The sequence below is a fragment of the Mycobacterium sp. IDUB_1 genome, assembly GCF_055419625.1.
Map to the genome: position 1 here is coordinate 101,080 of NZ_JBVAYA010000002.1, position 26,465 is coordinate 127,544.

Consider the following 26,465-nt stretch of genomic DNA (forward strand, 5'->3'; position numbering starts at 1 on the left):
CGTAGGTTGTCCGGAGAGCGTGAGCGACGCCACAATCCCCTCAGGAGCGACATGCACAGCACACCGCGCACCGCGATCATCGGAGCCGGCATCAGCGGCCTCACCACCGCCAAGAACCTGCAGGACGCCGGCGTCGACTTCGACTGCTTCGAAGCGTCCGACCGGGTCGGCGGCAACTGGGCATTCCGCAACCCGAACGGGCACTCGAGCGCGTACCGCTCGCTGCACATCGACACATCACGGGATCTGCTGTGCTTCAAGGATTTCCCGATGGACCCGAGCCTGCCGGACTATCCGCACCACTCCCAGATCAAGGACTACCTCGACGACTACACCGACGCCTTCGGTCTGCGGCAACGGATCAGCTTCGACACCGCGGTCCAGCACGCACACCGCTACCCGGGCGGCGGGTGGCGCATCGACACCAGCGATGGCCGCAGCCGCGACTACGACGCGTTGGTGGTCGCCAACGGTCACCACTGGGACCCGAGATTCCCCGACTTCCCCGGCCACTTCGACGGCGAGACCATCCACTCGCACGCCTACATCGACCCGACCGAGCCCCTGGACCTCAAGGGCAAGCGCATCATCGTCGTCGGAATCGGGAACTCCGCGGCCGACGTCGTCTCCGAACTGTCCCAGAAGGCATGGCAGAACACGGTCTACCTGTCCACCCGCTCGGGCGCCTGGGTGGTGCCGAAGTACGTCTTCGGCGTGACCGCGGACAAGATCGCCAGGACATTGCCGGTCATTCCGCTGTCGTGGCAGCGCCGCCTGATGCGGCCGGTTCCCCGGTTGCTCTTCGGCAACCCCGAGCATTACGGACTGCCCACGCCCAATCATCACTTCCTGGAGGCACATCCGACGCAGTCGGCCGAACTGCTGATGCGACTGGGCGCGGGCGACGCCGTCGCCAAGCCGAACATCGAACGCCTCGACGGCGACACGGTGCACTTCGTCGACGGATCGTCGGTGCAGGCCGACGTCATCATCTACGCCACGGGCTACAACATCACGTTCCCGTTCTTCGATCCCGACTTCCTCAGCGCCCCGAACAACAAGCTGCCCCTGTACAAGCGGATACTCAAGCCCGAGCTCGACGACCTGATCTTCGTGGGCTTCGCCCAGGCGCTGCCCACGTTGTTCCCGTTCGTCGAATGCCAGGCCCGCATGGCCGCGGCCTACCTCGGCGGAACCTATCGACCGCCGTCGATCCGCGAGATGCACGCGACCATCGCTGCCGACGAGCGCAAGTACATCGGCCATTTCGCGGATCGGCCGCGGCACACGCAGCAGGTGGACTACTTCGACTACGAGCGCGACATGCGCAAGCGGGAACTCCCGGCAGGCGCCCGCCGGGCGGCGCGGCAGGGCCCCGTGAGGCTCACCGGCCGCATCCCGCAGGCGTCGACGCATGGCCGTTGATCGCATGGCCGTTGATCGCACGGCCGTTGATTCGGAGGCGCGGCCGTCGGGACGCAGCACACAGCGTCCGCAGCCGCGCGGGGAAGAACGCAGATCCAGGCTGCTGGCCGCCCTCGCGCACCGACTCGACAGGCAGTCACTGGCCGAGGTCTCGGTGGCCGACGTCGCCGGCGAAGCCGGGCTGGCGAGGTCGGCGTTCTACTTCTACTTCAGCAGCAAGAACGAGGCCGTGACGCATCTGCTGGCCGGCATCTTCGATGCTCAGATCAGCGATGCCGCTGAAGTTCTGGGTGGAAGCGGCGACCCCCGCGAGAACCTCTCGCGAGTTCTGTTGCACACCGTCGAGTCCTGGGTCGCACAGCGCAACAGTTTTCAGGCGATGCTCGACGCCCGGGACGCCAATGCCGACACGCGAGCCATCTGGGAATCGTGGCTGACCCGCTACGAGGACTTCGTGGCGGCCTACATCGACGAGCACCGCGGGCACGAAGCGGGGTGTTCCTCGCGAGATCTCGCGCATTCACTGCTCTCGCTCAACGAACGCGTTCTGGAGCGATTCCTGCGCGGCTACGGTCTCGACACTGCCGACGACGTGCATCGCTCGCTCACCCACGTCTGGACCGCTGCGATCTTCGGCAGCGCGCCATGAGGGCACCGTCCCCGCCCCGGTAGTGTCGCTGCGATGAGCAGCGGGAGCTCCGACTCGGGCGGAGGTGTGCAGTCCGTCGACCGCGCAGTGTCCGTGCTCGAGATCCTGGCCCGCCTCGGCGAGGTCGGCGTCACCGAACTCGCCAACGAGATCGGCGTGCACAAATCCACGGTGTCGCGGCTGCTGTCGGCGCTGGAAGACCACGAGCTGGTCGAGCAGGCGCACGATCGGGGCAAGTACCGTCTCGGCTTCGGCCTGCTGCGCCTGTCCAACGCGGTGTCCGGCCAGCTCGACATCACCCAGCAGGGCCGGGAGATCTGTGAGCGACTGGCCGTCGAGCTGGGGGAGACCGTCAACATCGCGGTGCTGCGGTCGCACTACGCCGTCAACGTCGATCAGGCCCGCGGTCCGCGGTCGGTCGGCAGCCACAACTGGGTCGGCGAGCTGACCCCACTGCACGCCACCTCCAGCGGCAAGATCCTGCTGGCCCACATGTCTGCAGAAGCGCGCCGCGATGTCCTCTCCGAGGCCCGCCTGACCCGATACACCGACCGCACGGTCACGTCCCTCGACGAGCTCGAACGCCAACTGGCGGTGATCGCGGCCGACGGCTACGTGGTGTCCACCGAGGAGCTGGAACACGGGCTGACCGCCGTGGCGGCACCGATCCGGGATCACGCCGGCATCGTCATCGCCGCGCTGAGCGTTTCGGGCCCGGTGTATCGACTCGACGACGCCCGCGCCCGCGAGGTGGTTCCGGCAGTCGTCGCCGCGGCGGCCTCGGTTTCCGAACGCATGGGCTATCGGGGCTGACGCCCGCAGCGTTTCCAGCACGTTTCCCTCGGTAAATTTCGCTCGACCGGGTGGTGTATCACTGCGCCGCGTTCTAATATATCACGAGTGTGGCTTTCGTCACACGCGTTCAGGACTGGTCGGGAGTGACAAAGGTGACTGCACAACATGAACATCAGCTCGACGCTGACGAGCTGAAAGCCAAGCTGCACCACACGTTTCCGGGGCCCGGTGCGCCGATACCTCCCGGTCACGAGGACGAGGTCCCACTGTGTCAGCGGCCGCCGGTCACCGACAAGGTGGTCTTCGGCGTCACGGCACTGATCGTCGTCGCCATCCTCGCCTGGGGTCTGCTGGCCCCCGCGCCGTTCAGCGCGACGATGTCGGCGATCCTGAGCTGGGTGGTCAGCAACATGGGCTGGGTGTTCATCGTTTCCGCCAGCTGTTTCGTGTTGTTCGCCGCCTGGCTGGCGCTGAGCCGCTACGGCCGGATTCCGCTCGGCAAAGACGGTGAGAAGCCCGAGTTCAACACCGTGAGCTGGGTCGCGATGATGTTCAGTGCAGGCATGGGGATCGGGCTGATCTTCTGGGGCGTGACCGAACCGCTGACCCACTTCGTCAACCCGCCGCCCGGGCTGGCCGACTCCAAGGCCGGCACCGCGCTCGCCACGGCCCTGTTCCACTGGGGCTTCCACCCGTGGTCGATGTACGCGGTGGTCGGCCTGTCCATTGCCTACGGCAGCTATCGCATGGGTCGTCGCCAGCTGATCAGCGCGTCATTCATCCCGATTTTCGGCCGCAAACGCATCGAAGGGCCGGTCGGCAAGACCATCGACATCCTCGCGATCTTCGCGACCATGTTCGGTACCGCGGCGTCGCTCGGCCTCGGTGCACTCCAAATCGGTTCGGGCATCGAGGTTCTCGGCTGGGTTGGCAAGGCGGGCACGCTGCTGCTCGTGGCCGTGGTGGCGCTGCTCACCCTCGCCTTCGTCGCGTCCGCGGTCTCCGGAGTGTCGCGCGGCATCCAATGGCTGTCCAACATCAACATGGTGCTGGCGCTCATCCTGGCCGTCTTCGTCTTCGTCGTCGGCCCCACAGTGCTGATCCTCAATCTGCTGCCGACGGCGCTGGGTGACTATCTCGCCAATCTCGCGGCCATGTCGGCCCGCTCCGCCGAAGCCGGCGGCGACACCGAGAAGTGGCTCTCCTCGTGGACCATCTTCTACTGGGCGTGGTGGATCAGCTGGACGCCGTTCGTCGGCATGTTCCTCGCGCGGATCAGCCGGGGCCGCACCATCCGGCAGTTCGTCGTCGGCGTGATCCTGATCCCGACCACCGTCAGCCTGCTGTGGTTCGTCATTTTCGGCGGAGCGGGAATCGGGTTGCAGCGCGACGGTGAGGACATCTTCGGCAGCGGCGAGCCCGAGTCCACACTGTTCGGGTTGCTGAGCCACATGCCCCTGGCCGGTCTGTCCTCCCTCCTGGTGATGGCGCTGGTCGCGATCTTCTTCGTCTCGGGTGCCGACGCCGCGTCGATGGTGATGGGCACGCTCTCGCAGAGCGGCTCGGTGTATCCCTCGCGGTGGGTGGTCGCATTCTGGGGCCTGAGCACCGGTGCGGTCGCCGTGCTGATGCTGTGGGCCGGCGGCAACGACGCGCTCAACGGCCTGCAGACGATGACGATCATCGTGGCCGCGCCGTTCGTGCTCGTGATGATCGGCATGTGCGTGTCGTTGTTCCTCGACGTCACGCGAGATCCGATGATGGCCGATCTGGAGAAAACGGCCGTCCCCGACGAGACGCGGGTTCCCGACCCGACCCCCTAGAACGAGTGTCGACGGGACTGGTCGCCGCATGGCCCGCATGATGCGGCGACCAGTGCTTTCATCGTCGGAAGAGGGTCAGGAAACTCACAGTGAGAGATGCCCCCGTTCGGCTTGACAAGGTCTGTGACGGCCCACACACTGTTGCGTATTACGAATTGCGTTCCTTAATACGCGTCATCTAACCGAAACAGGAAGGCAACACATGCTCGACGTCTGCCCGCTTTCCGACCTGCCGCCGGGCGAGTCGGTCCGCGTCGTCGCGGACCCGCCGATTGCCGTCTTCCGCACCGAAAGTGGCGAGGTCTTCGCCATCGACGACACGTGCTCGCATCAGGATGCCTCACTGGCCGACGGATGGCTCGAAGGCTGTGAGGTCGAATGCCCGCTGCACGCGTCGCGCTTCAACCTGCGTACCGGGGCCGTCGACGCGCCTCCCGCCAAACTGCCCGTGCGCACCCACACCGTCGTCATCGACGACGGCATGATCCGCGTCGAGCTCAGCACCGAGAAGCCCAACCTCCCGCCCGACATCCGCGCGCGTCTCGGCCAGGGGCAATGATGCAGCACATCGCCGTCATCGGAGCATCGCTGGCCGGCCTGTCGGCCGTCAGAGCCCTGCGCGCACAAGGGTTCACGGGCCGTATCACCGTCATCGGCGACGAGGCCCGGCGGCCGTACGACCGCCCGCCGCTGTCGAAGGATTTCCTCGCCGGCGTCGTGACCGAGGAGGACCTGAGCCTCGAAGACACCGACGACCTGGCCGCCGAGTGGTTGCTCGGCTCGGCCGCGACCGCACTCGACACCACCTCGAACACCGTCGAACTCGCCGACGGACGCCGCGTGCACGCCGACGGGTTCGTGATCGCCACTGGATCGCGCGCCCGGCGCTGGCCCGGCTGCGAGGCGATGGCCGGAATCCATGTCATCCGCACCATCGACGACGCGATCGCGCTGCGCTCGGAACTGCGACCAGGCGGTCAGATGGTCGTGATCGGCGCGGGCTTCATCGGAGCCGAGGTCGCCTCCACCGCAAGAAAACTCGGTATGAACGTGACCGTCGTCGAGGCCGCGCCGACACCGTTGCAGGTGCAACTCGGCGCGCGCCTGGGCGCGGTCGTCGCGCAGGCGCACGCCGCCCACGGCACGACACTGATCTGCGGCGTCGGGGTGGCGGGCCTGACCGGGCAGAAACGCGCGCCGCGCGACTCCGACTGTGTGGACCGGGTCACCGGAGTGGACCTGGCCGACGGTCGCCACCTGCCGGCCGACGTCGTTGTCGTCGGCATCGGCGGAATCCCGAACATCGAATGGCTCCAGGGCAGCGGCCTGGACCTCGGCAACGGCGTCATCTGCGGCCCCAGCGGCCAGACGAACATCCCCAACGTCGTCGCAGTCGGTGACTGCGCGGCCTGGCACGACGCGTCGACCGGCGTCGCGCGTCGCGTCGAGCACTGGACGGGCGCACTCGAGCGGCCCGCGATCGCCGTCGCCGCGCTCCTGTCAGGCGGGCTCGACTGCGGCACCGCCGTCAAGGCGCCGTACTTCTGGTCTGATCAGTACGGCTCGCGGATCCAGTTCGCGGGCAACGCACTTCCCGACGACGAGGTCACCATCGAAGTGGGCAGCTGCGAAAGCGGCAGTTTCCTCGCCACCTACCGGCGTGCCGGGCAGCTGGTCGCCGTGCTCGGCGTGGACCAGCCCAAGCTGTTCACCCGTTGGCGCCGCCAACTCGCGGCACCTCCGGTTGCCGTCTGATACTTGCAGTCCCGCCTCATTCTCAGGAGTCCCATGACCACGTTCGAAGCGGCGCCTCAACTACCCGAGAGCCTCATCTCCACGCTGGCCGGCCACTACTACACCGACCCCGAGGTCTTCGCGCTCGAGCAGCAGAAGATCTTCGAGGCCATGTGGTTCTGTGTGGTGCGCTCCTCGGATCTGGACAAGCCCGGTGCCTTCAAGACGGTCCAGGTGGGCCGTGAGAGCGTCCTGGTCACCAGATCACGCACGGGAGCGGTCAACGCGTTTTTCAACGTCTGCCGTCACCGCGGGGCTCAACTGTGCACCGAGCACGGCGGCGAGGTGCGACGGGCATTCCAATGTCCTTATCACGCATGGACATACGATCTGGACGGCAAGCTTATCGCCGCCCCGAACCTGACCAAGATGCCCGACATCGACAGGGTCGAGTACGGGCTGCGAAAGATCGCCGTGCGCGAATGGCTGGGATACGTGTGGGTGTGTCTGGCCGACGAGCCGCCGTCCTTCGAGGACACGGTGATGCAGGAGATCGTCGATCGCCTGGGCGACCTGGAGTCGATCGACGGCTACGGCATCGCCGAGCTGAGCGTGGGCCGCCGCATCGTCTACGACGTCAAGGCCAACTGGAAGTTGATCGTCGAGAACTTCATGGAGTGCTACCACTGTGCCACCATCCACCCCGAACTGACCGAGGTGTTGCCCGAGTTCGCCGATGGTTACGCAGCCCAGTACTACGTCGGACACGGCGCCGAATTCGGCGAGGATGTCCAGGGTTTCACGATCGACGGCTCCGAAGGTCTGGATCACATCCCCGGCGTCACACCAGAGCAGGACCGCCGCTACTACGCGATCACGGTGCGCCCGCAGGTGTTCGTGAACCTGGTGCCCGACCATGTGATCGTGCACCGGATGTTCCCGGTGGCCGCCGACCGCACCGTGGTCGAGTGCGACTGGCTGTACCTGCCTGACGTCGTCGAATCCGGTCGTGACGTCAGCCATTCGGTGGAACTGTTCCACCGGGTCAACAGCCAGGACTTCGAAGCGGCCGAACGGTGCCAGCCGGCGATGAATTCGCGGGTGTACCGCGCCGGCGGCGTGCTGGTGCCCAGCGAGCACCACATCGGAGCCTTCCACGACTGGCTGCGCGGCATGCTCGCGGTGTGAGCGCCTCAGGTCAGACGTTCGGACCTGTTCTCCAGCAACTGGATTCGATGTGAATTGCCGGGCAGGTCGATGTAGCGCCTGCCGTACGCCGCCAGCAGTGCGTCATCGAGACGCCGCACCGCACCCGGCGGGAAGCGATAGTCCATCGCGGCGTTGACCGCGTCGGTGTCGACCCTGGCCAGCGCAGCGTCGACCTCGTCGATCGAGTCGATGCCGAGATCGAGGAGCAGGCCGGCCATCCAGCCGTAGTGGTCGGTGCGTGACCAGCCGGCGTCGGGGAAGCGGTTGGCGAGATACGTGGCCAGCACCGGCGTCGGAATGCCCGCCTCACCGGCGCTCTGCGGCCGTTCGGCCGGCGTGGTCGACCGCAGCCGCTCCCGGATCGCCGAGAACTCGCGGTCGGCGAGCTCCAGCAGGCCCGCGGCGAGGGTGAACCGCCGATCCAGGTCGGGGGCGTCCTCCTCGGGGATCGAGCCCTTGTAGCGGACGTCGTGCTCGAACTCCGCCCACGCGTGCTGCAGGATCGTGCGCACCTGCACCGATGCCGGCTGCTGCTCACCCTCGGTGGCCAGCAGCAGATGCCGGCTGGCATACCCCCACCGGCCCTCGCTGGCGGTTTCCACCCCCATGTCGCGATCGTCGAGCAGCTGCATCTCCTGGCCGAGCAGACGCGCGACCGCGGCGACGTCGTCGCGCAGATACGTGATCACCCGCAGGCCGATCTGATCGGTGATCTCCGAGAGCGGATCGGCGTACAGCCGGCGCCCGTCCACGTGCCGGTCGGCCTTGGCGGCGAACGACGCCACCGACTTGGTGCGCGCCGTCACGCTCAGATAGTCGATGCCCGCGTCGTCGAGGAGCGCCGTCACCATCGTCAGGTACCGCGTGGTGGAAGCCACCAGCTGCGGGCGCCGCTGCGTGTAGGTCGCGATCGCCTCGTGCACAACCCCGGGTGTCGGCTCGGGCGGGGCGGGTGTCAGGTCCGACGGCAACGTCGGCGTCACGATGCATCCGGTCTCGGCGTCGCCGTAGAAGGTCAACCCCTCGGGACGGCGGGCGGCGTAGAGCGCCACGTAGGCGCAGACGACGGCGTCGACGGGATCTTCCACGCGACGCAATTCGCTTTTGCGTTCGGCACTTTCGGCGTTCACCCGCAACCGCGCCCAGTCGGGGGAGTCCGCCACTCGCAGCGAGGGCTCCGCGGTCGCCAGCCCCTCGACGAGATCCATCAACCGCAGCAGCTCGGCCTGCAGCTGCGCCACCGAACGGCCGGGCTTCGCCTTGTATTTCAGCGTGCGGCCCAGCCGGAACAACGCCACCGTGGCCGCGTGCGGATACACCTCGAGCGCGCGGCGCGGCGCGTGGCCGCGCGGATCGATGTCCAGATCGAGGGCCTCGGCGAGCCGCCCCGCCCTCGTCCCGTCCGCGAACTCCGGCTTGCCCATGTTCGACGGATGCGCGCCGGCCTGGAACTTCGCGAAGTCGGCATTGAGCGCCCGCTCGGCCGGCCGCTGGCCGGTCGGATTGCGCACCACGATCGGAGCGTCGATGCCCACCACGCACTCGCCCCCCACATACGGCGCGACCATCGAGCGGATGCTCGCGTCGTCGGTGGCCGCCGACGCCGCCACCAGCCTGCCGGCGTCGTCGACGATGGCGACACCGGTGGGTTTGCGCTGGCCCCACGCCAGGTCCAGACCGACGAAATACATGGCCCCTACTGTGCCCGATAGGCTGTTGGGCCGTGAGCAACCGCGCGTCGATTCCCGATGTCCTGGCCCATCGCTACGCCAGCGAGGAGATGGTCGCGATCTGGTCGCCGGAAGCCAAGATCGTCGCCGAGCGTCGGCTGTGGCTGGCCGTGCTGCGGGCGCAGGCCGAACTCGGCGTCGAGGTCCCTGCCGGTGTGGTCGACGACTACGAGCGCGTCCTGGAGAACGTCGACCTCGACTCCATCGCGGCGCGGGAACGGGTCACACGCCACGACGTCAAGGCCCGCATCGAGGAGTTCAACGCACTCGCCGGCCACGAGCACGTGCACAAAGGCATGACCAGCCGCGACCTCACCGAGAACGTCGAACAGATGCAGATCCGGCGGTCGCTGGAACTCGTCCATGCGCGCGGCATCGCCGTCGCCGCCCGGCTCGCCGAGCGGGCCGCGCTCTACCGCGACCTCGTGATGGCCGGCCGCAGCCACAACGTCGCAGCCCAGGCCACCACGCTGGGCAAGCGGTTCGCCTCCGCCGCCGAGGAGACGCTGGTCGCACTGCGCCGCATCTCCGAACTCATCGCCCGCTATCCGTTGCGCGGCATCAAGGGGCCGATGGGCACCGCCCAGGACATGCTCGACCTGTTCGACGGCGACACCGCCCGACTGGCCGACCTCGAGACGCGGGTCGCACAGTTCCTCGGCTTCACCGACATCCTGACCAGCGTCGGCCAGGTGTACCCGCGCTCCCTCGACCACGACGTGGTGTCCGCACTCGTGCAACTCGGCGCCGGCCCGTCGTCGTTCGCGCACACCATCCGCCTGATGGCCGGCCACGAACTGGTCACCGAAGGCTTCGCGCCCGGCCAGGTGGGCTCGTCGGCGATGCCGCACAAGATGAACACCCGCAGCTGCGAGCGGGTCAACGGGCTGCAGGTGATCCTGCGCGGATATGCCTCCATGGCCGCGGAATTGGCCGGCGCGCAGTGGAACGAGGGTGACGTGTTCTGCTCGGTGGTACGCCGTGTCGCGCTGCCCGATGCGTTCTTCGCCATCGACGGGCAGACCGAGACGTTCCTCACCGTGCTCGACGAATTCGGTGCGTACCCGGCGGTGATCCAGCGCGAGCTCGACCGCTACCTGCCGTTCCTGGCGACGACGCGCATCCTGATCGCCGCGGTGCGCGCCGGCGTGGGCCGCGAGACCGCGCACGAGGTGATCAAGGAGCACGCCGTCGCGGTGGCGCTGGCGATGCGCGAGCGCGGCGCGGAACCCGACCTGCTGGACCGGCTGGCCGCCGACCCGCGGCTGCCCCTGGACCGCTCTGCCCTCGACGGCGCGCTGGCCGACAAGGCGGCCTTCACCGGCGCGGCCGCCGATCAGGTGGACCGGGTCATCGCCGCCGTCGACGATCTCGTCGCGCGCTATCCGGGCGCGGCCGACTACACCTCGGGCGCCATTCTGTGACGGCACCCGCGGACGCTTCGACTTCTGGGTGGCGCGGGATCGACCTCACCGATCTCGACAACTTCGCCGCGGGCTTTCCCCACCAGCTGTTCACGCGCCACCGCGAGCACGCCCCCGTGTACTGGCACCCGCCGACCGAGAACACCCCCGACGGCGAGGGTTTCTGGTCGGTGGCCACCCATGCGGAAACCCTTGCCGTGCTGCGCGATCCGGACACCTACTCGTCGGTGACCGGTGGTGACCGGCCCTTCGGCGGCACCCTCCTGCAGGACCTGCCGATCGCCGGTCAGCTGCTCAACATGATGGACGACCCGCGCCACGCCTCGGTGCGCCGTCTCGTCAGTTCCGGCTTGACGCCGCGGATGATCCGACGCGTCGAGGACGACCTGCGGGTGCGGGCTCGCCGGCTGCTGGACGCCGTCCGGCCGGGCGAGCCGGTGGACGTGGTCACCGAGATCGCGGCCGAGATCCCGATGCAGATGATCTGCATCCTGCTGGGCGTGCCGGAGACCGAACGGCATTGGTTGTTCGAAGCCATCGAACCGAGCTTCGACTTCGGCGACGCCCGCAGCGCCACCATCTCACGGCTCTCCGTCGAGGAGGCCGGCTCCCGGATGTTCGCCTACGGTCAGGAGCTGATCGCCGCGAAAAGGGCCGCGCCCAGCGATGACATGCTGTCGGTGGTGGTCAACTCCACCGACCCCGAGCTGTCCGACCTGGAAAGCTATCTGTTCTTCAGCCTGCTCTTCAGCGCCGGGGCAGAGACCACCCGCAACGCGATCGCCGGCGGGCTGCTCGCGCTCATCGAGAACCCGGCCGCGTACGCCGCCGTGCGTGCCGAGCCGGCCGCACTGCCGACGGCGATCGAGGAGATGGTCCGGTGGACTTCTCCCTCGCCGTCGAAGCGCCGCACCACGACCCGACCGACGACACTGGGTGATCACCACATCGACGCCGGGCAGAAGGTTCTGGTGTGGGAAGGGTCGGCCAACCGCGACGCGGCGGTGTTCGCCGACCCTGACCGGTTCGACGTGGCCCGAAAACCCAACCCTCACCTGGGTTTCGGGCAGGGCGTGCACTACTGCCTGGGCGCCAACCTGGCCCGGCTGGAGCTGCGGGTGATCTTCTCCGAACTGCTGAGCCGGTTCTCGGCCATGCGGCTGGCCGCGCCGGCGGAGTGGACGAGAAGCAATCGGCACACAGGTCTGCGGCACCTGATGGTAGTGATGGAGTAGTGACTCCGGACATGAGAGCGTCCGACGCCGATCGCACTGCGGTGATGCAGATCCTCGAGCAGGCGGTGGGCCACGGCATGCTGACACTCGACGAATACAGCGAGCGCGCCGATGTCGCGCTGGCCGCGCGCACCCGCGGTGAACTGGACACGGTGATCGCGGACCTGCCTCACGTGCGCCGTCAACCGGTGCCGGCTTCAGCACCCGAGGAGGTGCGCAGTCGGATGTCGAGCATCACCCGTAAAGGCCAGTGGACCGTGCCGCCGCATCTTCGGGTGATCACCCGGATGTGTTCGACGACGCTCGATTTCACCTCCGCCGTGGTGCCGGGTCCGGTGGTGCGCATCGACGTCGACGACTACTGCAGCTCCACCGACATGATCCTGCCCGACGGCGCCACCGCGGACCTCAACGGCCTGAACAACGTCGGTTCGTCGTTGTCGGTGAAGGTGCCGACCGCCCCGACGGCGACCGGTTTGCATCTCGTCGTGACGGGCAAGGTGCGGTTCGGCTCCCTCACCGTGCGGCATCCGTTCGGTGCGACGCTGCGCCGGTTCCTGCGTTAATCCGGGGCTCGAAAGCTCGTGGCCCGGATGCCCGTCGCCCGCAACTCGAGGGCCGCCAGCCCGCGGATCGCCGCCCGATCCTGGCTGCGCCACGCACCGACCGGGTCGGCGGTGACGGCGGCGAGCTTGGGCAGCGGACGGTTGGCCAGCGCCCGCAGCGCGAGCAGCTCCTCGCCGGCGAGCGTCGACGCCAGTGTCACCGCGGTCCACTGACGACGGAAGAACCGCACCCGCAGAAACAGCCACGGCATCATCAGCGCCAGGATCGGGGGAGCGGCCACCGCCAGCGCCAACAGCCAGGCCAGCCACCCCGCGGTCACACCGAGCGACTGGCCTGCCCCGGCGATCTCCCTGGCGGCGTCACCGGCCGCGCTGAGCGGTTTGGCGAGCGAGTCGCCGATGAGCGGCACGTCGCCGGCGCTGTTGCCGGCCGAGTCGAGATTGCCCGCCACACCGTTGGCGCCGCTCTGCACCTGGTAGCCGAACTCGGCGATCACCGCCACGGCCGAGTGCACCGCCAGGCCGACGAACACCCAGACGGTGGTCCAGGCGACGATGACGACGTCGCTGAACAACTGCCGCAGCAGCCGCGCCGGCGTCGTGGCATAGGGAACCCACCGCGATTTCATGCGATCGATCACAGCACACAGAGCGCCCACGATGGCCCGATAGGCTGACCCGATGCGTCCCGCTCTGTCCGACTACCAGCACCTGGCCAGCGGCAAGGTTCGTGAGCTCTACCGGGTCGACGAGGGACACCTGCTGTTCGTCGCGACCGACCGCATCTCGGCCTACGACTACATCCTCGACAGTCAGATCCCGGACAAGGGCCGCATCCTCACCGCGATGAGCGTGTTCTTCTTCGACTTCCTGCCGGTACCCAACCATCTCGCCGGCCCGCCCGACGATCCGCGGATCCCCGAGGACGTGCTGGGCCGCGCGCTGCTGGTGCGCCAACTCGACATGCTGCCCGTGGAGGCCGTCGCGCGTGGCTACCTGACCGGCTCGGGGCTGATCGACTACCAGAAGACCGGCAGCGTCTGCGGGATCGACCTGCCCCCGGGTCTGATGGAGGCCAGCCGCTTCGCCGAGGCGCTGTTCACCCCGGCGACCAAGGCCGACCTGGGCGACCACGACGTCAACATCAGCTACGACGACGTCGTCGACCTCGTCGGCAGCGCACGGGCCGAGGAGCTGCGCGACCTGACCTTGCAGACCTACCGCCACGGCGCCGAGCACGCACTCACCACAGGCATCATCGTCGCCGACACCAAGTTCGAGTTCGGGGTCGACGCCGACGGTGTGCTGACCCTCGCCGACGAGGTGTTCACCCCCGACTCGTCGCGCTACTGGCGCGCCGACGACTACACCGAAGGTGCCGTGCAGAACAGTTTCGACAAGCAATTCGTCCGCAACTGGCTCACCGGCCCGGACTCGGGATGGGACCGGCACGGCGACCGACCGCCACCGCCGTTGCCGTCGGACATCGTCGAGGCGACCCGAGCACGATACATCGAAGCCTACGAACGCATTTCGGGTCGAAGCTTCGCGGACTGGATCGGAGGACAGCGGTGAAGCCGCCGGTGGCGAAACGTGTCGAGCATCGACGAGAGCACCACGGTGACGTGTTCGTCGACCCCTACGAGTGGCTGCGGGAGAAGGACAGCGCCGAGGTGATCGACCTCCTCGAAGCGGAGAACGCCTTCACCGAGCACGTCACCGCAGATCTGGCTCCGCTGCGGCAGTCGATCTTCGACGAGATCAAGGCCCGCACCAAGGAGACCGATCTGTCGGTGCCGACGCGGCGCGGCGACTGGTGGTACTACGGACGCAGCTTCGCCGGCAAGCAGTACGGCGTGCACTGCCGGTGCCCTGTCACCGATCCTGACGACTGGACGCCGCCGCACCTGACCGAAGACGCCGACATCCCGGGGGAGCAGGTCCTGCTCGACGAGAACGTTGAAGCCGAAGGGCACGACTTCTTCTCCCTCGGTGCCGCCAGCGTCAGCGTCGACGGCAACGTGCTCGCCTATTCCGTCGACGTCGTCGGGGATGAGCGATACACGTTGCGGTTCAAGGATTTACGGACCGGAGAGCGTTACGACGATGAGATCGTCGGGATCGGCGCCGGGGCCACCTGGGCTGCCGACAACAAGACCGTCTACTACGTGACCGTCGACGACGCATGGCGGCCCGACACCGTGTGGCGACACCGGCTGGGCGCCGGCCTGCCCGCCGAGAAGGTGTATCACGAACCGGACGAACGGTTCTGGGTAGCCTGCGGGCGCACACGCAGCAACCGGTACGTGATGATCGCGGCGGGCAGCGCGATCACCTCCGAGATGCGTTACGCCGACGCGGCCGACGCGGACGCGGACTTCACCATCGTGTGGCCCCGTCGCGACGGTGTCGAGTACTCCGTCGAACACGCCGTCGTCGCCGACGAGGACCGGTTCCTGATCCTGCACAACGACGGTGCGGAGAACTTCACTCTTGTCGAGGCGCCAGTCGCCGACCTGTCGGCCACGCGCACCCTGATCGAACATCGTGACGATGTCCGCCTCGATGCCGTCGACGCGTTCGCCGATCTGCTGGTGGTGAGCTACCGCAGCGAGGCGCTGCCGCGGATTCAACTGTGGCCCCTACAGGGTCGCGGCTACGGTGAGGCGCGCGAGGTGAGCTTCGACTCCGAACTGATGTCGGTGGGGCTGTCCGCCAACCCCAACTGGTCGGCGCCGCGCTTGCGGATCGGGTCGACATCGTTCGTCACGCCGGTACGGATCTACGACCTCGACCTGACCACCGGTGAGCGAGTTCTGCTGCGCGAGCAACCGGTGCTCGGCGACTACCGGCCCGAGGAGTACGTCGAACGCCGAGACTGGGCGATCGCCGAAGACGGTGCGCGCGTGCCGTTGTCGATCATCCACCGGGTCGGTGTCAGCACGCCCGCACCGCTGCTGCTCTACGGCTACGGCGCCTACGAATCGTGCGAGGACCCGCGGTTCTCGATCGCCCGGCTCTCACTGCTCGACCGCGGCATGGTGTACGCGGTCGCACACGTACGCGGCGGCGGCGAACTGGGCAGGCCGTGGTACGAGCACGGCAAGCTGCTGGAGAAGCGGAACACGTTCACCGACTTCATCTCCGCGGGAAAGCATCTCGTCGACACAGGCGTCACGACAGCCGAGACGATGGTGGCCTACGGCGGCAGCGCGGGAGGCCTGCTGATGGGCGCGGTCGCCAACATGGCGCCCGACCTGTTCGCCGGCATCCTGGCCGCCGTGCCGTTCGTCGATCCGCTCACCACGATCCTCGATCCGTCGCTACCGCTGACGGTCACCGAGTGGGACGAATGGGGCAACCCCCTCGATGATGCCGAGGTCTATCGGTACATGAAGTCCTACGCGCCGTACGAGAACGTCGAAGCCAAGCGCTATCCCGCGATCCTGGCGATGACGTCGCTCAACGACACCCGCGTCTACTACGTCGAACCCGCGAAGTGGGTGGCCGCGCTGCGTCACGCGCAGCTCGACCCCGACAGCGACGGAGCCCGCGTGCTGCTGAAGACCGAGATGAACGCCGGTCACGGAGGCATCAGCGGACGCTACGAACGCTGGAAAGAGACCGCATTCCAGTACGCGTGGATGCTCGATGTGGCGGGATTGCGGGGAGCCGACGTAGCGTCGGCTCCATGAGCATCACTGACACTGCCCTCACCACTCTCGACGGCGAAACCACCACGCTGGGTGAATTGGCCGGCGGCGCCGCGCTGGTGGTCAACGTCGCCTCCAAGTGCGGCCTCACGCCGCACTACAGCGCTCTGGAGCAACTCGTCAAGGACTACCGCGACCGCGGTCTGACGGTGATCGGGGTGCCCTGCAACCAGTTCATGGGACAGGAGCCCGGCACCGCCGAAGAGATCCAGACGTTCTGCTCGACGACGTACGGTGTGACGTTCCCGCTGCTGGCCAAGACCGACGTCAACGGGCCCGACCGGCATCCGCTCTACGCAACGCTGACCGAGACCCCCGACGGCAGCGGCGAGGCAGGTGACGTGCAGTGGAACTTCGAGAAGTTCCTGCTCGCGCCCGGCGGCGAGGTGGTCGCACGGTTCCGGCCCCGAACCGCACCCGACGCGCCGGAGGTCATCGCGGCGATCGAGCGCCTCCTCGGGTAGCCGCCATAGTTCAGCAACACGAGTCGTGGAGTTGTCCATCGTGACACCTGACGTTGCGACACTGCTGCAGTGGCAGGACAACTGATCGTCTCGATCTCCGGAGTCAGCGACCGCACCATCGACGACGTCGCGGCATTCCACGGGCAGCTCGCGCGGCGCGGCGTGCCGGCATCGTTTCTGGTGGCGCCACGGCTGAAAGGCGGGTACCGGCTCGACCGTGATCCCAGTACCGTCGAATGGCTCGGCCGGCGCCGTGACGCCGGTGACGCGATCGTGCTGCACGGCTACGACGAGGCCGCCACCAAAGCGCGGCGCGGGGAGTTCGCGACGCTGCCCGCGCACGAAGCCAACCTGAGATTGATGGCGGCCGACCGGGTCCTCGAACATCTCGGGCTGCGCACCCGATTGTTCGCCGCGCCCGGCTGGAACGTCTCCGACGGTGCCATAACCGCGTTGCCGCGCAATGGATTTCGGGTGATGGCAGGGCTGGGCGGCATCACCGATCTGGTCCGCGGTACGACGGAGCGAGGGCGAGTGCTCGGCATCGGTGAGGGATTCCTGACGGAACCGTGGTGGTGCCGCACCGTCGTGCTCGCCGCCGAGCGCACCGCCCGCCGAGGCGGCATCGTCCGGGTCGCGGTCGCCGCGCGACATCTGCGCCGGCCCGGTCCCCGGCAGGCCATGCTCGACGCCGCCGACCTGGCGTTGATGCACGGCTGCGCACCCACTGTGTACGCGTGGCGCACCCCGGAAGCGCTGTCCGACGCCGCCTGAGGGGTTCCGCTCGCTACATTGGCCGCATGGCAGATGATGCTGACGTCATCGTGGTCGGCGCCGGCCTTGCTGGTCTGGTCGCGGCATGCGAGCTGGTCGAGCGGGGCCGTCGCGTGCTCATCGTCGACCAGGAGAACGCCGCCAACGTCGGCGGCCAGGCGTTCTGGTCCTTCGGCGGGCTCTTCTTCGTCGACAGTCCCGAGCAGCGGCGCCTGGGCATCCGGGACAGTCACGAGCTGGCGCTGCAGGACTGGCTGGGCACCGCCGGCTTCGACCGCCCCGAGGACCACTGGCCGAAGCAGTGGGCGCACGCCTACGTCGACTTCGCAGCCGGCGAGAAGCGCCGCTGGTTGGGAGACCGGGGGCTCAAGGTCTTCCCGCTCGTCGGATGGGCCGAGCGCGGCGGCTACGGCGCCCAAGGCCACGGCAACTCCGTGCCCCGGTTCCACATCACCTGGGGCACCGGGCCCGGTCTGGTCGAGATCTTCGCGCACAGGCTCACCGGGCCGCGGGTGCGTTTCGCCCACCGTCACCGCGTGGACGAGCTCATCGTCGAGAACGGTGCCGTCGTCGGGGTACGCGGTGAGGTGCTGGAGTCGTCATCCGCGGTTCGTGGCGCCCCGTCGTCACGAAACAGCGTCGGCGAGTTCGCGTTTCGCGCTCAGGCGGTCATCGTCGCCAGCGGAGGCATCGGCGGCAACCACGACCTGGTGCGGGCGAACTGGCCGGCCCGGATGGGTCGGGTCCCCGAGCAGCTCCTCAGCGGTGTGCCCGAGCACGTGGACGGGCGGATGCTCGGGATCGCCACGGCGGCCGGCGCCCACATGATCAACAGCGACCGGATGTGGCACTACACCGAGGGCATCACCAACTACGACCCGATCTGGGCGCGCCACGGAATCCGCATCCTGCCCGGCCCGTCGTCGCTGTGGCTCGACGCCACTGGCCGGCGATTGCCGGTCCCGCTGTATCCGGGCTTCGACACCCTCGGCACGCTGGAGTACATCTGCCAGACCGGACAGGACTACACCTGGTTTGTCCTGAACAAGCGCATCATCGACAAGGAGTTCGGCCTCTCCGGGCAGGAGCAGAATCCGGACCTGACCGGTCGCAGCGTGCGCCTGGTCCTCGAGCGCGGTCGCAAGGGCCCCGCGCCGGTGCACGCGTTCGTCGACAAGGGCGTCGACTTCGTCACCGCCGACACGCTGGGTGAGCTGGTGGCGAAGATGAACGCGGTGCCCGACGTGGTGCCGCTGGACTTCGCGACGGTCGAGGCCGAGGTGACCGCACGCGACCGGGAGGTGACGAACAAGTTCACCAAGGACAGCCAGATCACCGCGATCCGTGGGGCGCGCGCCTACCTGCCCGACCGGGTGAGCCGCGTCGTCGCGCCGCACCGGCTGACCGACCCCAAGGCCGGCCCGCTGATCGCGGTGAAGCTGCACATTTTGACCCGAAAGTCGTTGGGCGGCCTGCAAACCGATCTCGACTCCCGGGCCCTGGGGGCGGACGGCGCCGCGGTGCCCGGGCTGTACGCCGCCGGTGAGGCCGCCGGTTTCGGCGGCGGCGGGGTGCACGGGTACCGCTCGCTGGAGGGCACGTTCCTCGGCGGCTGCGTGTTCTCCGGACGCGCCGCCGGCCGTGCCGCAGCCCGCGACGTGCGCTAGATATACGCCCTTATGCTGATGTAAAGCCCTGCACAGACGTCACACGCTGATTAGCATGAGCGCGACTGAGTGGGGCGAACCTGGCGTGACCGAGCTGCCGACCGGAACCGTGACGCTGTTGCTGGCAGACGTCGAGGGGTCGACACGGCTCTGGGAGACCCAGCCCGACCAGATCAAACCGGCGATCGCCCTGCTCGACGAGGTGCTGCGGGACCTCACCGGTGTTCATCGAGGCGTCCGACCGGTGGAGCAGGGGGAAGGTGACAGCTTCGTCCTCGCGTTCGACCGGGCCAGCGACGCCGTCGCCTGCGCGGTGGACCTCCAGCGCGCACCGCTGGCGCCGTTGCGGCTCCGCATCGGTGTGCACACCGGTGAGGTCGAACTGCGCGACGAAGGAAACTACGTCGGGCCCACCATCAATCGCACCGCCCGCCTGCGAGATCTGGCGCATGGTGGTCAGACGGTCATCTCGTCGGCAACCGAAGCGATGGTCGTCGATCACCTGCCCGCCGGTGTCTGGCTGAACGATCTGGGCACCCACCTGCTGCGCGACCTTCCTCGCCCCGAGCGGGTCATCCAGCTCTGCCACCCCGACCTGTGCAACGAGTTCGCGCCCCTGCGTGCGACCACCAGCACATCCCAGCGGCTCCCCAGACCCCTGACGACTTTTGTCGGCCGGAGTGGCGAAAAGGCAGAAGTGGTCGATCTCGTGACGAGCAACCGACTCGTCACGTTGACCGGCGCCGGCGGGGTGGGGAAGACGCGGATCGCCCTCGAGGTCGCAGCAGACGTCGTGCCGGTGTTCACCGACGGCGTGTGGTGGGTGGATCTCGCGTCGTTGACCGATTCTCGCGTTGCGCCGCTGGCGGTCGCGCGGACGGTGGGTCTACCCGATCAGCCTGGCCGCTCGGCCGCCGACACCCTCGTCACGTTCTGCGGTGAGCGACGGATACTGCTCGCCCTCGACAACTGCGAGCATCTGCTGGACGCCTGCAGCGAGTTGGTGGCCACGCTCATCGAGCGCTGCCCAGGCGTCACGGTCCTGGCCACCAGTCGCGAACCCCTCGGCTTCACCGGCGAGGTGGTGTGGCGCGTCCCCTCGTTGCCCTTCGACACCGAAGCGGTGGAGCTGTTCGTCGACCGCGCACAACGGGCGAGACCGGACTTTCGCCTCGTCGAGGGTTCGTCGGATGTGGTGACAGAGATCTGCCGCCGCCTCGACGGCATGCCACTGGCCGTGGAACTCGCGGCCGCACGTGTCCGGACACTCACTCCGATGCAGATCCGGGACGGCCTCCATGATCGGTTCCGGCTGCTGACGGGCGGCGCGCGCTCGGCGGTACGACGTCAGCAAACGTTGCGAGCGTCTGTCGAATGGTCGCATGCACTGTTGACCGATCTGGAACGCACCCTGCTGCAGCGGCTTTCGGTGTTCATGAACGGGTTCGACCTCGATGCGGCAGAGGCAGTGGGTGCGGGCGGCGGCGTCGACTCTGGCATCGAGCGCGTGCACGTGCTGGATCTGCTGTCGCTTCTGGTGGACAAGTCGCTGGTGATCGCGGAAGACAACGACGGTGCGATGCGCTATCGGCTTCTCGAGACGGTGCGCCAGTACGCACTCGAAAAGCTCGGCGAGTCCGGTGAAGCGGACAGCGTCCGGACACGGCATCGAGACCATTATTCCTCCGTGGCAAAGCATCTCGAGTCGACCGATGCCCCCGGACGCCTGCAGCTGATCGCGTGGGCGGAGCGTGAGATCGACAACCTGCGGGCGGCCTTCATGTGGAGCCGCGAGAACCACGACTTCGTCGCGAGCCTGGAACTGGTGACCTCCCTGCACGACCTGTGGTTCCGCCGCGGGCGACAGAACGAGGGGGTGGTTGCGCTGACCGCCTTGCTCGAGGACCCGCTCTGTCGGGGCGCGGTGCCCGCCGACCTGTGGGTGCGCGGCGTCGTGGATCACGCCATCTTGGCTGCCGCGGTGGCCGTGCCAGTCGACGAGGAGCGTGCATGGGAGGCGCTGGCTTGTGCGCGTGACCTCGGCAATGCCGCCCTGGTGTCACGCGCTCTGCTGGCCTGCGGGATGGTGACGTTCTACGACCTCGCGCGGGCGCACGCGTGCCTCACCGAAGCGACCGAGCTGGCCGAGATTTCTGGTCACCGAGAACAGATCGGCCCCATCCGCATCATGGAGGCCATCACCAAAGTCTTCGCAGGCGATCCCGTCGCAGCCGAAGAAGCCGCGGTGGCGGGCGCGGTGGCGGCGGAGGACGTGGGCGACCATTTCTTCGCGGCGCACGGCCGCATCTGGCTGGGGGTGGCGCTCTGGCATCAGGGCAGGCTGGCCGAGGCGCAGTCTGCGTTCGGTGAGTTCGATTCCGGTGTCGCCTGCGAGGACCCGGTCACAAAGCTCTTCTGGCTCGTCGGGCGGGCTGGGCTTGCAAGCCACGCCGGTGACCGCTACACCGCATCCGCGATCGCGGCGGAGGCGATAGCGGCGTCGCAGGACGCCGGGGGCCTCTTCGCTGACACGGTCTACACCGTGGACGCGCAGATCGCACTGCTCACCGGTGACGGTGAAAGAGCTCTGGAGGCCTGCGAAACCGCGTGGGCCAATACGAATCCACTGCGGGAGGCCTACGTTCGATCTGCCAATCCGATGCCGTTGGCTCTGCTCGCCACCGGCGACGTCACCGCCGCCCATCGGTGGGTGGATGAGGCGGTCGCCTGCGTTCCCGGCTACTTCCAGGCGCCGGCACTGCTGGGACGTGCGCTGATCGCCCTCGCGGAGGGCCGGCCGGCTAGTGCCCTCGACGACCTCTGTGCTGCACTGACCGTCGTGGCGTCGTTCCGGGCCTATCTGCGCTTACCCGACATACTGGAGTGTCTGGCCCGCGTGCTCGCCGACAACGGGGAGTCGACGGTGGCTGTCCGACTGCTGGGTGGTGCGAACGGGGCGCGTGAGCGGTCGGGAGAAGTCCGCTGGCCGCACTTTCGGCCCAACTTCGAGGGCGCCGAGCAGGCGTGTCGAGATACCTTGTCTGACAATGAGTTCGACACATTGTGGGCTGAAGGGATGGCCCTGACGCCCGATGAGATCATCGCCTATGCGTTGCGCGGTCGCGGGCGTCGCCGTCGTGCGTCGTCCGGGTGGTCGGCATTGACCCGTGCCGAAGTCGACGTGGTCCGTCTGGTCGCAGAAGGATTGACCAACAAGGACATCGGTAAGCGGCTGTTCGTGTCACCGCGCACGGTGCAGACCCATCTCACGCACGTCTACGCGAAACTGGGTGTGTCCTCGCGGGTGCAGCTCGCACAGCAGTACCGGCCGGTCACACCGGTGTCGCGCTGACCTGGTACTGCTGGATACGCCAGCCGTCGGTCCCGAGGGTCAGCGCCACACCGAGCCTCAGCGCGACCACCGTGCCGTCGGGCCGGTGGAAGTCGGCGGAGCCGTAGCCGAGCACCACCCGCTCGGCGGGGCGACGGACTTCGTCGACGCGGTAGCGGACCGTCATACCGAAGGGTTGCCCGTCGTAGTAGCGCCGCACCCCGTCGCGGCCCACCGTGTAGGGGGCCAGCCCCTGGAAGACAGCGTCCTCGGAGAACAGCGCGGCAACCCGATCGCCATCGTGTGCGTCGATCCCGGCCTGCCACTCGTCGAGGACGGCGCACAGGATGTCGTGGTCAGCGTCGTCGTCAGTGTCCGGCACTTTGTCCTCCGTCGACGTGCAGGATCTCCCCGGTGACGAATCCTGCCTTTTCCAAATACATCACGGCGTCGACCACATCGTCGAGGGTTCCGAGTCGGCCGACCGGCTGCAGCGCGGCGAGGAAGTCGTGCGTCGACGGATCGTGCATCGGTGTGTCGATGGTGCCCAGGGCCACGGCATTGACCCGGATGCTCCGCTCGGCGAACTCGATGGCCAGCGATCTGGTCGCGGCGTCCAGTCCTCCTTTCGTCAAGGACGCGAGGACCGACGGGACCTGCTTGTCGGCCTGATCGACGAGGCTCGTCGAGATGTTCACGACGTGCCCACCGTGCTCGATCATCGCCGCGACGGCGGCCCGGGTGACTTCGAAGAACCCTCGGGTGTTCACCCCGACCACCGCGTCGAAGTCGGCGTCTGTGTACTCCGTGAACGGTTTGGCAATGAAGATGCCCGCGTTGTTGACGACGGTGTCCACCCGCCCGAAACGGGCGAGTGCGGCGTCGACGAGGTCGGCCCCGACGCCCGGCTGGGCGATGTCGCCCGGCACGGCCAGGACCATGGGATCGGCACTGGGGGAGATGGTGCGCGAGTTGGCGACGACGGCGTAGCCGAGCCGGCGGTATCCGGCGACGAGCGCCGCTCCGATGCCCTGGGAGGCGCCGGTGATGACTGCTACTGGAGACGTGTTTGTCATGTCCTGCTCAACGTGGCGTCGGCGCCGTCCATGTCCTCGGGGCAGGACCGGTTTCCTCGTTGCTGAGAGGAGCTGGCTATTACGCTGCCGAAGGTGGAGCTGCGTCAGTTGCGCTACTTCGTCGCCGTGGCCGAGGAACTGAACTTCGGCAGGGCGGCCGAACGGCTGCGTATCGCGGGTCCGTCGCTCTCCCAGCAGATCAAGGCGCTCGAACGCGATCTGAGAGTCCAGCTGTTCGACCGCGACCGCCGATCCGTCGCGCTGACCCCGGCCGGCGCAGCACTCGTGGCCGACGCGCGTGCACTGATCGATCAGGCCGACGCATTACGCAGACGCGCAACAGGTTTGGCCGTGTCGGAACCGGTCCGGATCGGGTGGGTCAACTGGTGTCCGACTGACTGGGTCGAACGCGCGGCCGGTGTCGCGCAGCTGCGGGTGGACACGTGGGTGCTGCCCTCGCACACCCAGGCCGCGCGCGTGGCCGATGGCGTCCTCGACCTGGCGATCTGCTGGGTCCAGAGCGACGATCTCGCTGCGCTGTCGCTGCAGGCCCGGCTCGTCGGCATCGATCGCTTGCAGGCCCTGTGCCTCGGAACCGACGAATCGCCGGTGTCGGTCTCCGACACCGTCGTACTGGTGGACAGCGACACCGCGAGTTGGTCGTCGTGGAACCGGTACGCCGAAGAACTCGCCGAGACCACCGGCGTACGCGTCGTACGCACCGACGACGGTGGACTCACCGGCCCGACGTTCTTCGAACACGTCCGCCGTCTGCGCCGGCCCGTTCTCGTCAACCCGAGGGGGCAGCGCGATCCCGCTCCTCGAGACCTCGTGCGACGTGCGGTGATCCAGCCGACCCCGTTGTGGACGTGGTCACTGGTGTGGCGTTCGGGAGAAGACCGACCTGCAGTGCGCGCCGTCGTCGACGAATTCACCCGTGACACTGGCGATCTGACTGTCGACGAACCGGGTACGTGGGTGCCTGCCACGGAGCCACACCGCGGCGGTGGCCAGCGCGGCCGCTGACACGGTGATCGCCGACACCGCGAGCGCCGTCCGGTACCCGTCCGCCGTCAGCGGCGCCACCAGCAGCGGTCCGGCGATCTGCCCGACGGAGTAGCCGACGGTCAACAGCGCCACCGCCGAACGGATCCCCAGCAGTCGTCCCTCGGCCACCGCCAGCGTGCTCACGCCGATGAAGGTGCCACCGAACAGCAAGGCGCCGAGCAGGCTGGCCGGGCCGGTACCGAGACAGGCCAGCGCGATACCGACGGCCTGCACGGTCAGCGCGGCGGTCAGCATCGCGGGTTGGCCGAGCCGCGTTCCCAGTCGCGCCCACAGAGCCGCCGACGGGACGGCGGCCAGCCCGACCACCAGCCAGGCGCCGGCGCCGAGCGCACCGGGAGAGTGCTCGGCGACCGCAGCCACCAGGAAGGTTCCGGCGATGATGTAGCCGACGCCCTCCAACGTGTATCCGGTGAACAGGAGCAGGAATCGAGTGCTGCCGGCTCGATGCGTGTGCGCGTCCGGGTGGGCTTTGTGCGAGTCGCGCTGCGGGTGTACCGACCACCCGGCGACCCCCAACAGCGCGGCCAGGCAGGCTGCCGTCCACCAGGCGGTGTGCCAGTCGTTCGTCGGCAGGGCGAGGACCAACGCCGAGGAGAGCGCGATACCGACACCCACCCCGCCGAACCCCCACCCGGCTTTCTCCGGCAGCCGCTCCAGCAGCGCGTTGACCGCGACGACGAAGACCACCGCGCTGGCGAACCCTGCGATGGCACGTGCCGACAACCACACCAGCAGCTGCGTGGTCATCGGCATCGCGGCCAGGCTGATCACGATGGCGATCAGCCCCGTTCGGCACGCTGCCCCGGAACGCGCGAGCCGTGAGGACAGCGTGGTGGCCACTGCGCCGGCCAGATACCCGACGTAGTTGGCCGTCGCCAGGTGCCCGGCGTCCTGGGCCGTCAGACCAGCCTGCGCTGTCATCAGCGGCAGGATCGGGGTGTACACGAATCGCCCGACGCCCATGGCGGCAGCCAGCGCGGCGGCGGTGGGCAGCACCGGATTGTGCAGATGTCGTCGCATGACACCCAGCGTGGTCGCCGTGTCATCTCACGGCCAGGACCGGAATCCTCCCAGCTGGCAGGCTTTTCCTCCCACACTCAGAACTCGGTGCCGCTCTCCGGCTCGAGGACCTGGAAGTCGGCGTTCGTCATCTCCTTGAGCCGGCCGTAGAAGATCGGCCGCGCGATGGGGTCGACGATCGCCTGATGGATCGGCACCGCGTGCGTCGGATTCACTGCACGCAGATAGTCCACGGCTTCGGAGATCTTCATCCACGGCGCGGCCGCCGGGGTGGCGAGCACGTCGACCGGCTCGTCCGGAACGAACAGCGCATCACCCGGGTGCATCAACCGGGCCGCGTGCCCGTCGTCACCCACGAGATAGGAGATGTTGTCGATCACCGGGATCTCCGGGTGGATCACCGCGTGTCGACCGCCCACCCCGCGCACGCTGAGATGCCCGATCGAGAGCGTGTCCCCGACGTGCACGGCCCGCCACGGCTCGCCCAACTGCGCCGCGGTCTGCGGATCGGCGTACAGCGCGGCCTGCGGATTGGCCTCCACCAGCGCGGGCAGCCGCTCGGGGTCGGCGTGATCGGGATGCTGATGGGTGATCAGGATCGCCGACAACCCAGTGATGCCCTCGAAGCCGTGGGAGAAATTGCCCGGATCGAACAGGATCGTCGTGTCGCCACCGGGCTGAGCACCGTCAGAAAAGCTCGCCAACAGGCAGGAATGGCCGAAGTGTGTGAGCTGCATGCCTATAGTCTGGCGCGCACAGGGG

The 26,465-nt window shown here is 68.0% G+C and carries 22 protein-coding genes and 1 pseudogene; 17 read left to right on the forward strand and 6 right to left on the reverse strand.

Translation table 11 applies throughout. The features are described from left to right. Positions 1 to 51: 51 nt before the first annotated feature. The 7 genes from ACZYYX_RS13235 (at position 52) to ACZYYX_RS13265 (ending at position 7,614) form a co-directional block, all read left to right on the forward strand. Entirely contained in the window at positions 52 to 1,425 is a 1,374-nt protein-coding gene (locus tag ACZYYX_RS13235) for a flavin-containing monooxygenase (protein WP_463814983.1), read from the forward strand. Positions 1,426 to 1,429: 4 nt separating this feature from the next. Beyond that, positions 1,430 to 2,074 (forward strand): TetR/AcrR family transcriptional regulator, encoded by a 645-nt coding sequence (locus tag ACZYYX_RS13240; RefSeq protein ID WP_463814984.1) that lies wholly within the window; start codon positions 1,430 to 1,432, stop codon positions 2,072 to 2,074. A 33-nt stretch (positions 2,075 to 2,107) separates the two neighbouring features. After that, positions 2,108 to 2,887 (forward strand): IclR family transcriptional regulator, encoded by a 780-nt coding sequence (locus tag ACZYYX_RS13245; protein ID WP_463814985.1) that lies wholly within the window; start codon positions 2,108 to 2,110, stop codon positions 2,885 to 2,887. Positions 2,888 to 3,105: 218 nt separating this feature from the next. Further along, positions 3,106 to 4,692, forward strand: a complete 1,587-nt coding sequence (locus ACZYYX_RS13250; RefSeq protein ID WP_463815785.1) for a BCCT family transporter — start codon at positions 3,106 to 3,108, stop codon at positions 4,690 to 4,692. 202 nt (positions 4,693 to 4,894) lie between these two features. Further along, the gene (locus ACZYYX_RS13255; RefSeq protein WP_463814986.1) at positions 4,895 to 5,251 is read left to right on the forward strand and encodes a bifunctional 3-phenylpropionate/cinnamic acid dioxygenase ferredoxin subunit; all 357 of its coding nucleotides are present in this window, start codon (positions 4,895 to 4,897) and stop codon (positions 5,249 to 5,251) included. Further along, positions 5,248 to 6,447 carry an NAD(P)/FAD-dependent oxidoreductase gene (locus ACZYYX_RS13260; RefSeq protein ID WP_463814987.1) on the forward strand — a complete coding sequence of 400 codons (1,200 nt, stop codon included), beginning with the start codon at positions 5,248 to 5,250 and terminating at the stop codon, positions 6,445 to 6,447. Before ACZYYX_RS13255 ends, ACZYYX_RS13260 begins: the two co-directional genes overlap by 4 nt. A gap of 33 nt (positions 6,448 to 6,480) precedes the next feature. Further along, complete coding sequence (locus tag ACZYYX_RS13265; RefSeq protein WP_463814988.1) at positions 6,481 to 7,614, forward strand: aromatic ring-hydroxylating oxygenase subunit alpha; 1,134 nt, start codon at positions 6,481 to 6,483, stop codon at positions 7,612 to 7,614. Between the two features lie 5 nt (positions 7,615 to 7,619). Here the strand turns inward: ACZYYX_RS13265 and relZ are convergent, their stop codons facing one another. Next, positions 7,620 to 9,326, reverse strand: a complete 1,707-nt coding sequence (gene relZ, locus ACZYYX_RS13270) for a bifunctional ribonuclease/(p)ppGpp synthase (RefSeq protein WP_463814989.1) — start codon at positions 9,324 to 9,326, stop codon at positions 7,620 to 7,622. A gap of 32 nt (positions 9,327 to 9,358) precedes the next feature. Here relZ and purB point away from each other — a divergent pair, with 32 nt between their 5' ends. The 3 genes from purB to ACZYYX_RS13285 are packed head-to-tail and all read left to right on the forward strand — an operon-like array spanning position 9,359 to position 12,590. Then, positions 9,359 to 10,789, forward strand: a complete 1,431-nt coding sequence (gene purB, locus ACZYYX_RS13275) for an adenylosuccinate lyase (RefSeq protein WP_463814990.1) — start codon at positions 9,359 to 9,361, stop codon at positions 10,787 to 10,789. Then, the gene (locus ACZYYX_RS13280; RefSeq protein WP_463814991.1) at positions 10,786 to 12,024 is read left to right on the forward strand and encodes a cytochrome P450; all 1,239 of its coding nucleotides are present in this window, start codon (positions 10,786 to 10,788) and stop codon (positions 12,022 to 12,024) included. Before purB ends, ACZYYX_RS13280 begins: the two co-directional genes overlap by 4 nt. 11 nt (positions 12,025 to 12,035) lie before the next feature. Then, positions 12,036 to 12,590: a DUF1707 SHOCT-like domain-containing protein gene (locus tag ACZYYX_RS13285; RefSeq protein ID WP_463814992.1), complete on the forward strand. Its 555-nt coding sequence runs from the start codon at positions 12,036 to 12,038 to the stop codon at positions 12,588 to 12,590. On the opposite strand, the gene ACZYYX_RS13290 is transcribed toward ACZYYX_RS13285, so the two are convergent. Next, positions 12,587 to 13,219: a hypothetical protein gene (locus ACZYYX_RS13290; RefSeq protein WP_463814993.1), complete on the reverse strand. Its 633-nt coding sequence runs from the start codon at positions 13,217 to 13,219 to the stop codon at positions 12,587 to 12,589. The genes ACZYYX_RS13285 and ACZYYX_RS13290 overlap by 4 nt on opposite strands. A gap of 52 nt (positions 13,220 to 13,271) precedes the next feature. Here ACZYYX_RS13290 and ACZYYX_RS13295 point away from each other — a divergent pair, with 52 nt between their 5' ends. The 6 genes from ACZYYX_RS13295 (at position 13,272) to ACZYYX_RS13320 (ending at position 22,560) form a co-directional block, all read left to right on the forward strand. Continuing rightward, positions 13,272 to 14,165 carry a phosphoribosylaminoimidazolesuccinocarboxamide synthase gene (locus tag ACZYYX_RS13295; protein WP_463814995.1) on the forward strand — a complete coding sequence of 298 codons (894 nt, stop codon included), beginning with the start codon at positions 13,272 to 13,274 and terminating at the stop codon, positions 14,163 to 14,165. Continuing rightward, a complete protein-coding gene (locus ACZYYX_RS13300; protein WP_463814996.1) occupies positions 14,162 to 16,285 on the forward strand; it encodes a S9 family peptidase in 2,124 nt (707 codons plus the stop codon). The genes ACZYYX_RS13295 and ACZYYX_RS13300 overlap by 4 nt, the downstream gene beginning before the upstream one ends. Then, the gene (locus tag ACZYYX_RS13305) at positions 16,282 to 16,767 is read left to right on the forward strand and encodes a glutathione peroxidase (RefSeq protein WP_463814997.1); all 486 of its coding nucleotides are present in this window, start codon (positions 16,282 to 16,284) and stop codon (positions 16,765 to 16,767) included. Before ACZYYX_RS13300 ends, ACZYYX_RS13305 begins: the two co-directional genes overlap by 4 nt. A gap of 69 nt (positions 16,768 to 16,836) precedes the next feature. Further along, positions 16,837 to 17,541, forward strand: a complete 705-nt coding sequence (locus tag ACZYYX_RS13310; protein ID WP_463814998.1) for a DUF2334 domain-containing protein — start codon at positions 16,837 to 16,839, stop codon at positions 17,539 to 17,541. Between the two features lie 26 nt (positions 17,542 to 17,567). Continuing rightward, positions 17,568 to 19,208, forward strand: a complete 1,641-nt coding sequence (locus ACZYYX_RS13315; protein WP_463814999.1) for an FAD-binding dehydrogenase — start codon at positions 17,568 to 17,570, stop codon at positions 19,206 to 19,208. A 55-nt stretch (positions 19,209 to 19,263) separates the two neighbouring features. After that, positions 19,264 to 22,560, forward strand: coding sequence for a helix-turn-helix transcriptional regulator (locus ACZYYX_RS13320; protein ID WP_463815000.1), 3,297 nt, complete (start codon positions 19,264 to 19,266; stop codon positions 22,558 to 22,560). Here ACZYYX_RS13320 and ACZYYX_RS13325 read toward each other — a convergent pair. Together ACZYYX_RS13325 and ACZYYX_RS13330 are read right to left on the reverse strand one after the other, a co-directional pair. Then, entirely contained in the window at positions 22,541 to 22,921 is a 381-nt protein-coding gene (locus tag ACZYYX_RS13325; RefSeq protein ID WP_463815001.1) for a YybH family protein, read from the reverse strand. The genes ACZYYX_RS13320 and ACZYYX_RS13325 overlap by 20 nt on opposite strands. After that, positions 22,908 to 23,615, reverse strand: coding sequence for an SDR family NAD(P)-dependent oxidoreductase (locus ACZYYX_RS13330; RefSeq protein ID WP_463815002.1), 708 nt, complete (start codon positions 23,613 to 23,615; stop codon positions 22,908 to 22,910). The genes ACZYYX_RS13325 and ACZYYX_RS13330 overlap by 14 nt, the downstream gene beginning before the upstream one ends. 93 nt (positions 23,616 to 23,708) lie before the next feature. Between ACZYYX_RS13330 and ACZYYX_RS13335 the strand changes: the two genes are divergently transcribed. Then, entirely contained in the window at positions 23,709 to 24,641 is a 933-nt protein-coding gene (locus ACZYYX_RS13335; protein WP_463815003.1) for a LysR family transcriptional regulator, read from the forward strand. A gap of 30 nt (positions 24,642 to 24,671) precedes the next feature. Here ACZYYX_RS13335 and ACZYYX_RS13340 read toward each other — a convergent pair. After that, a pseudogene (locus tag ACZYYX_RS13340) lies at positions 24,672 to 25,703 on the reverse strand (YbfB/YjiJ family MFS transporter); the annotation flags it as partial. A 77-nt stretch (positions 25,704 to 25,780) separates the two neighbouring features. Continuing rightward, a complete protein-coding gene (locus tag ACZYYX_RS13345) occupies positions 25,781 to 26,440 on the reverse strand; it encodes an MBL fold metallo-hydrolase (RefSeq protein ID WP_463815004.1) in 660 nt (219 codons plus the stop codon). Positions 26,441 to 26,465 lie beyond the last annotated feature (25 nt).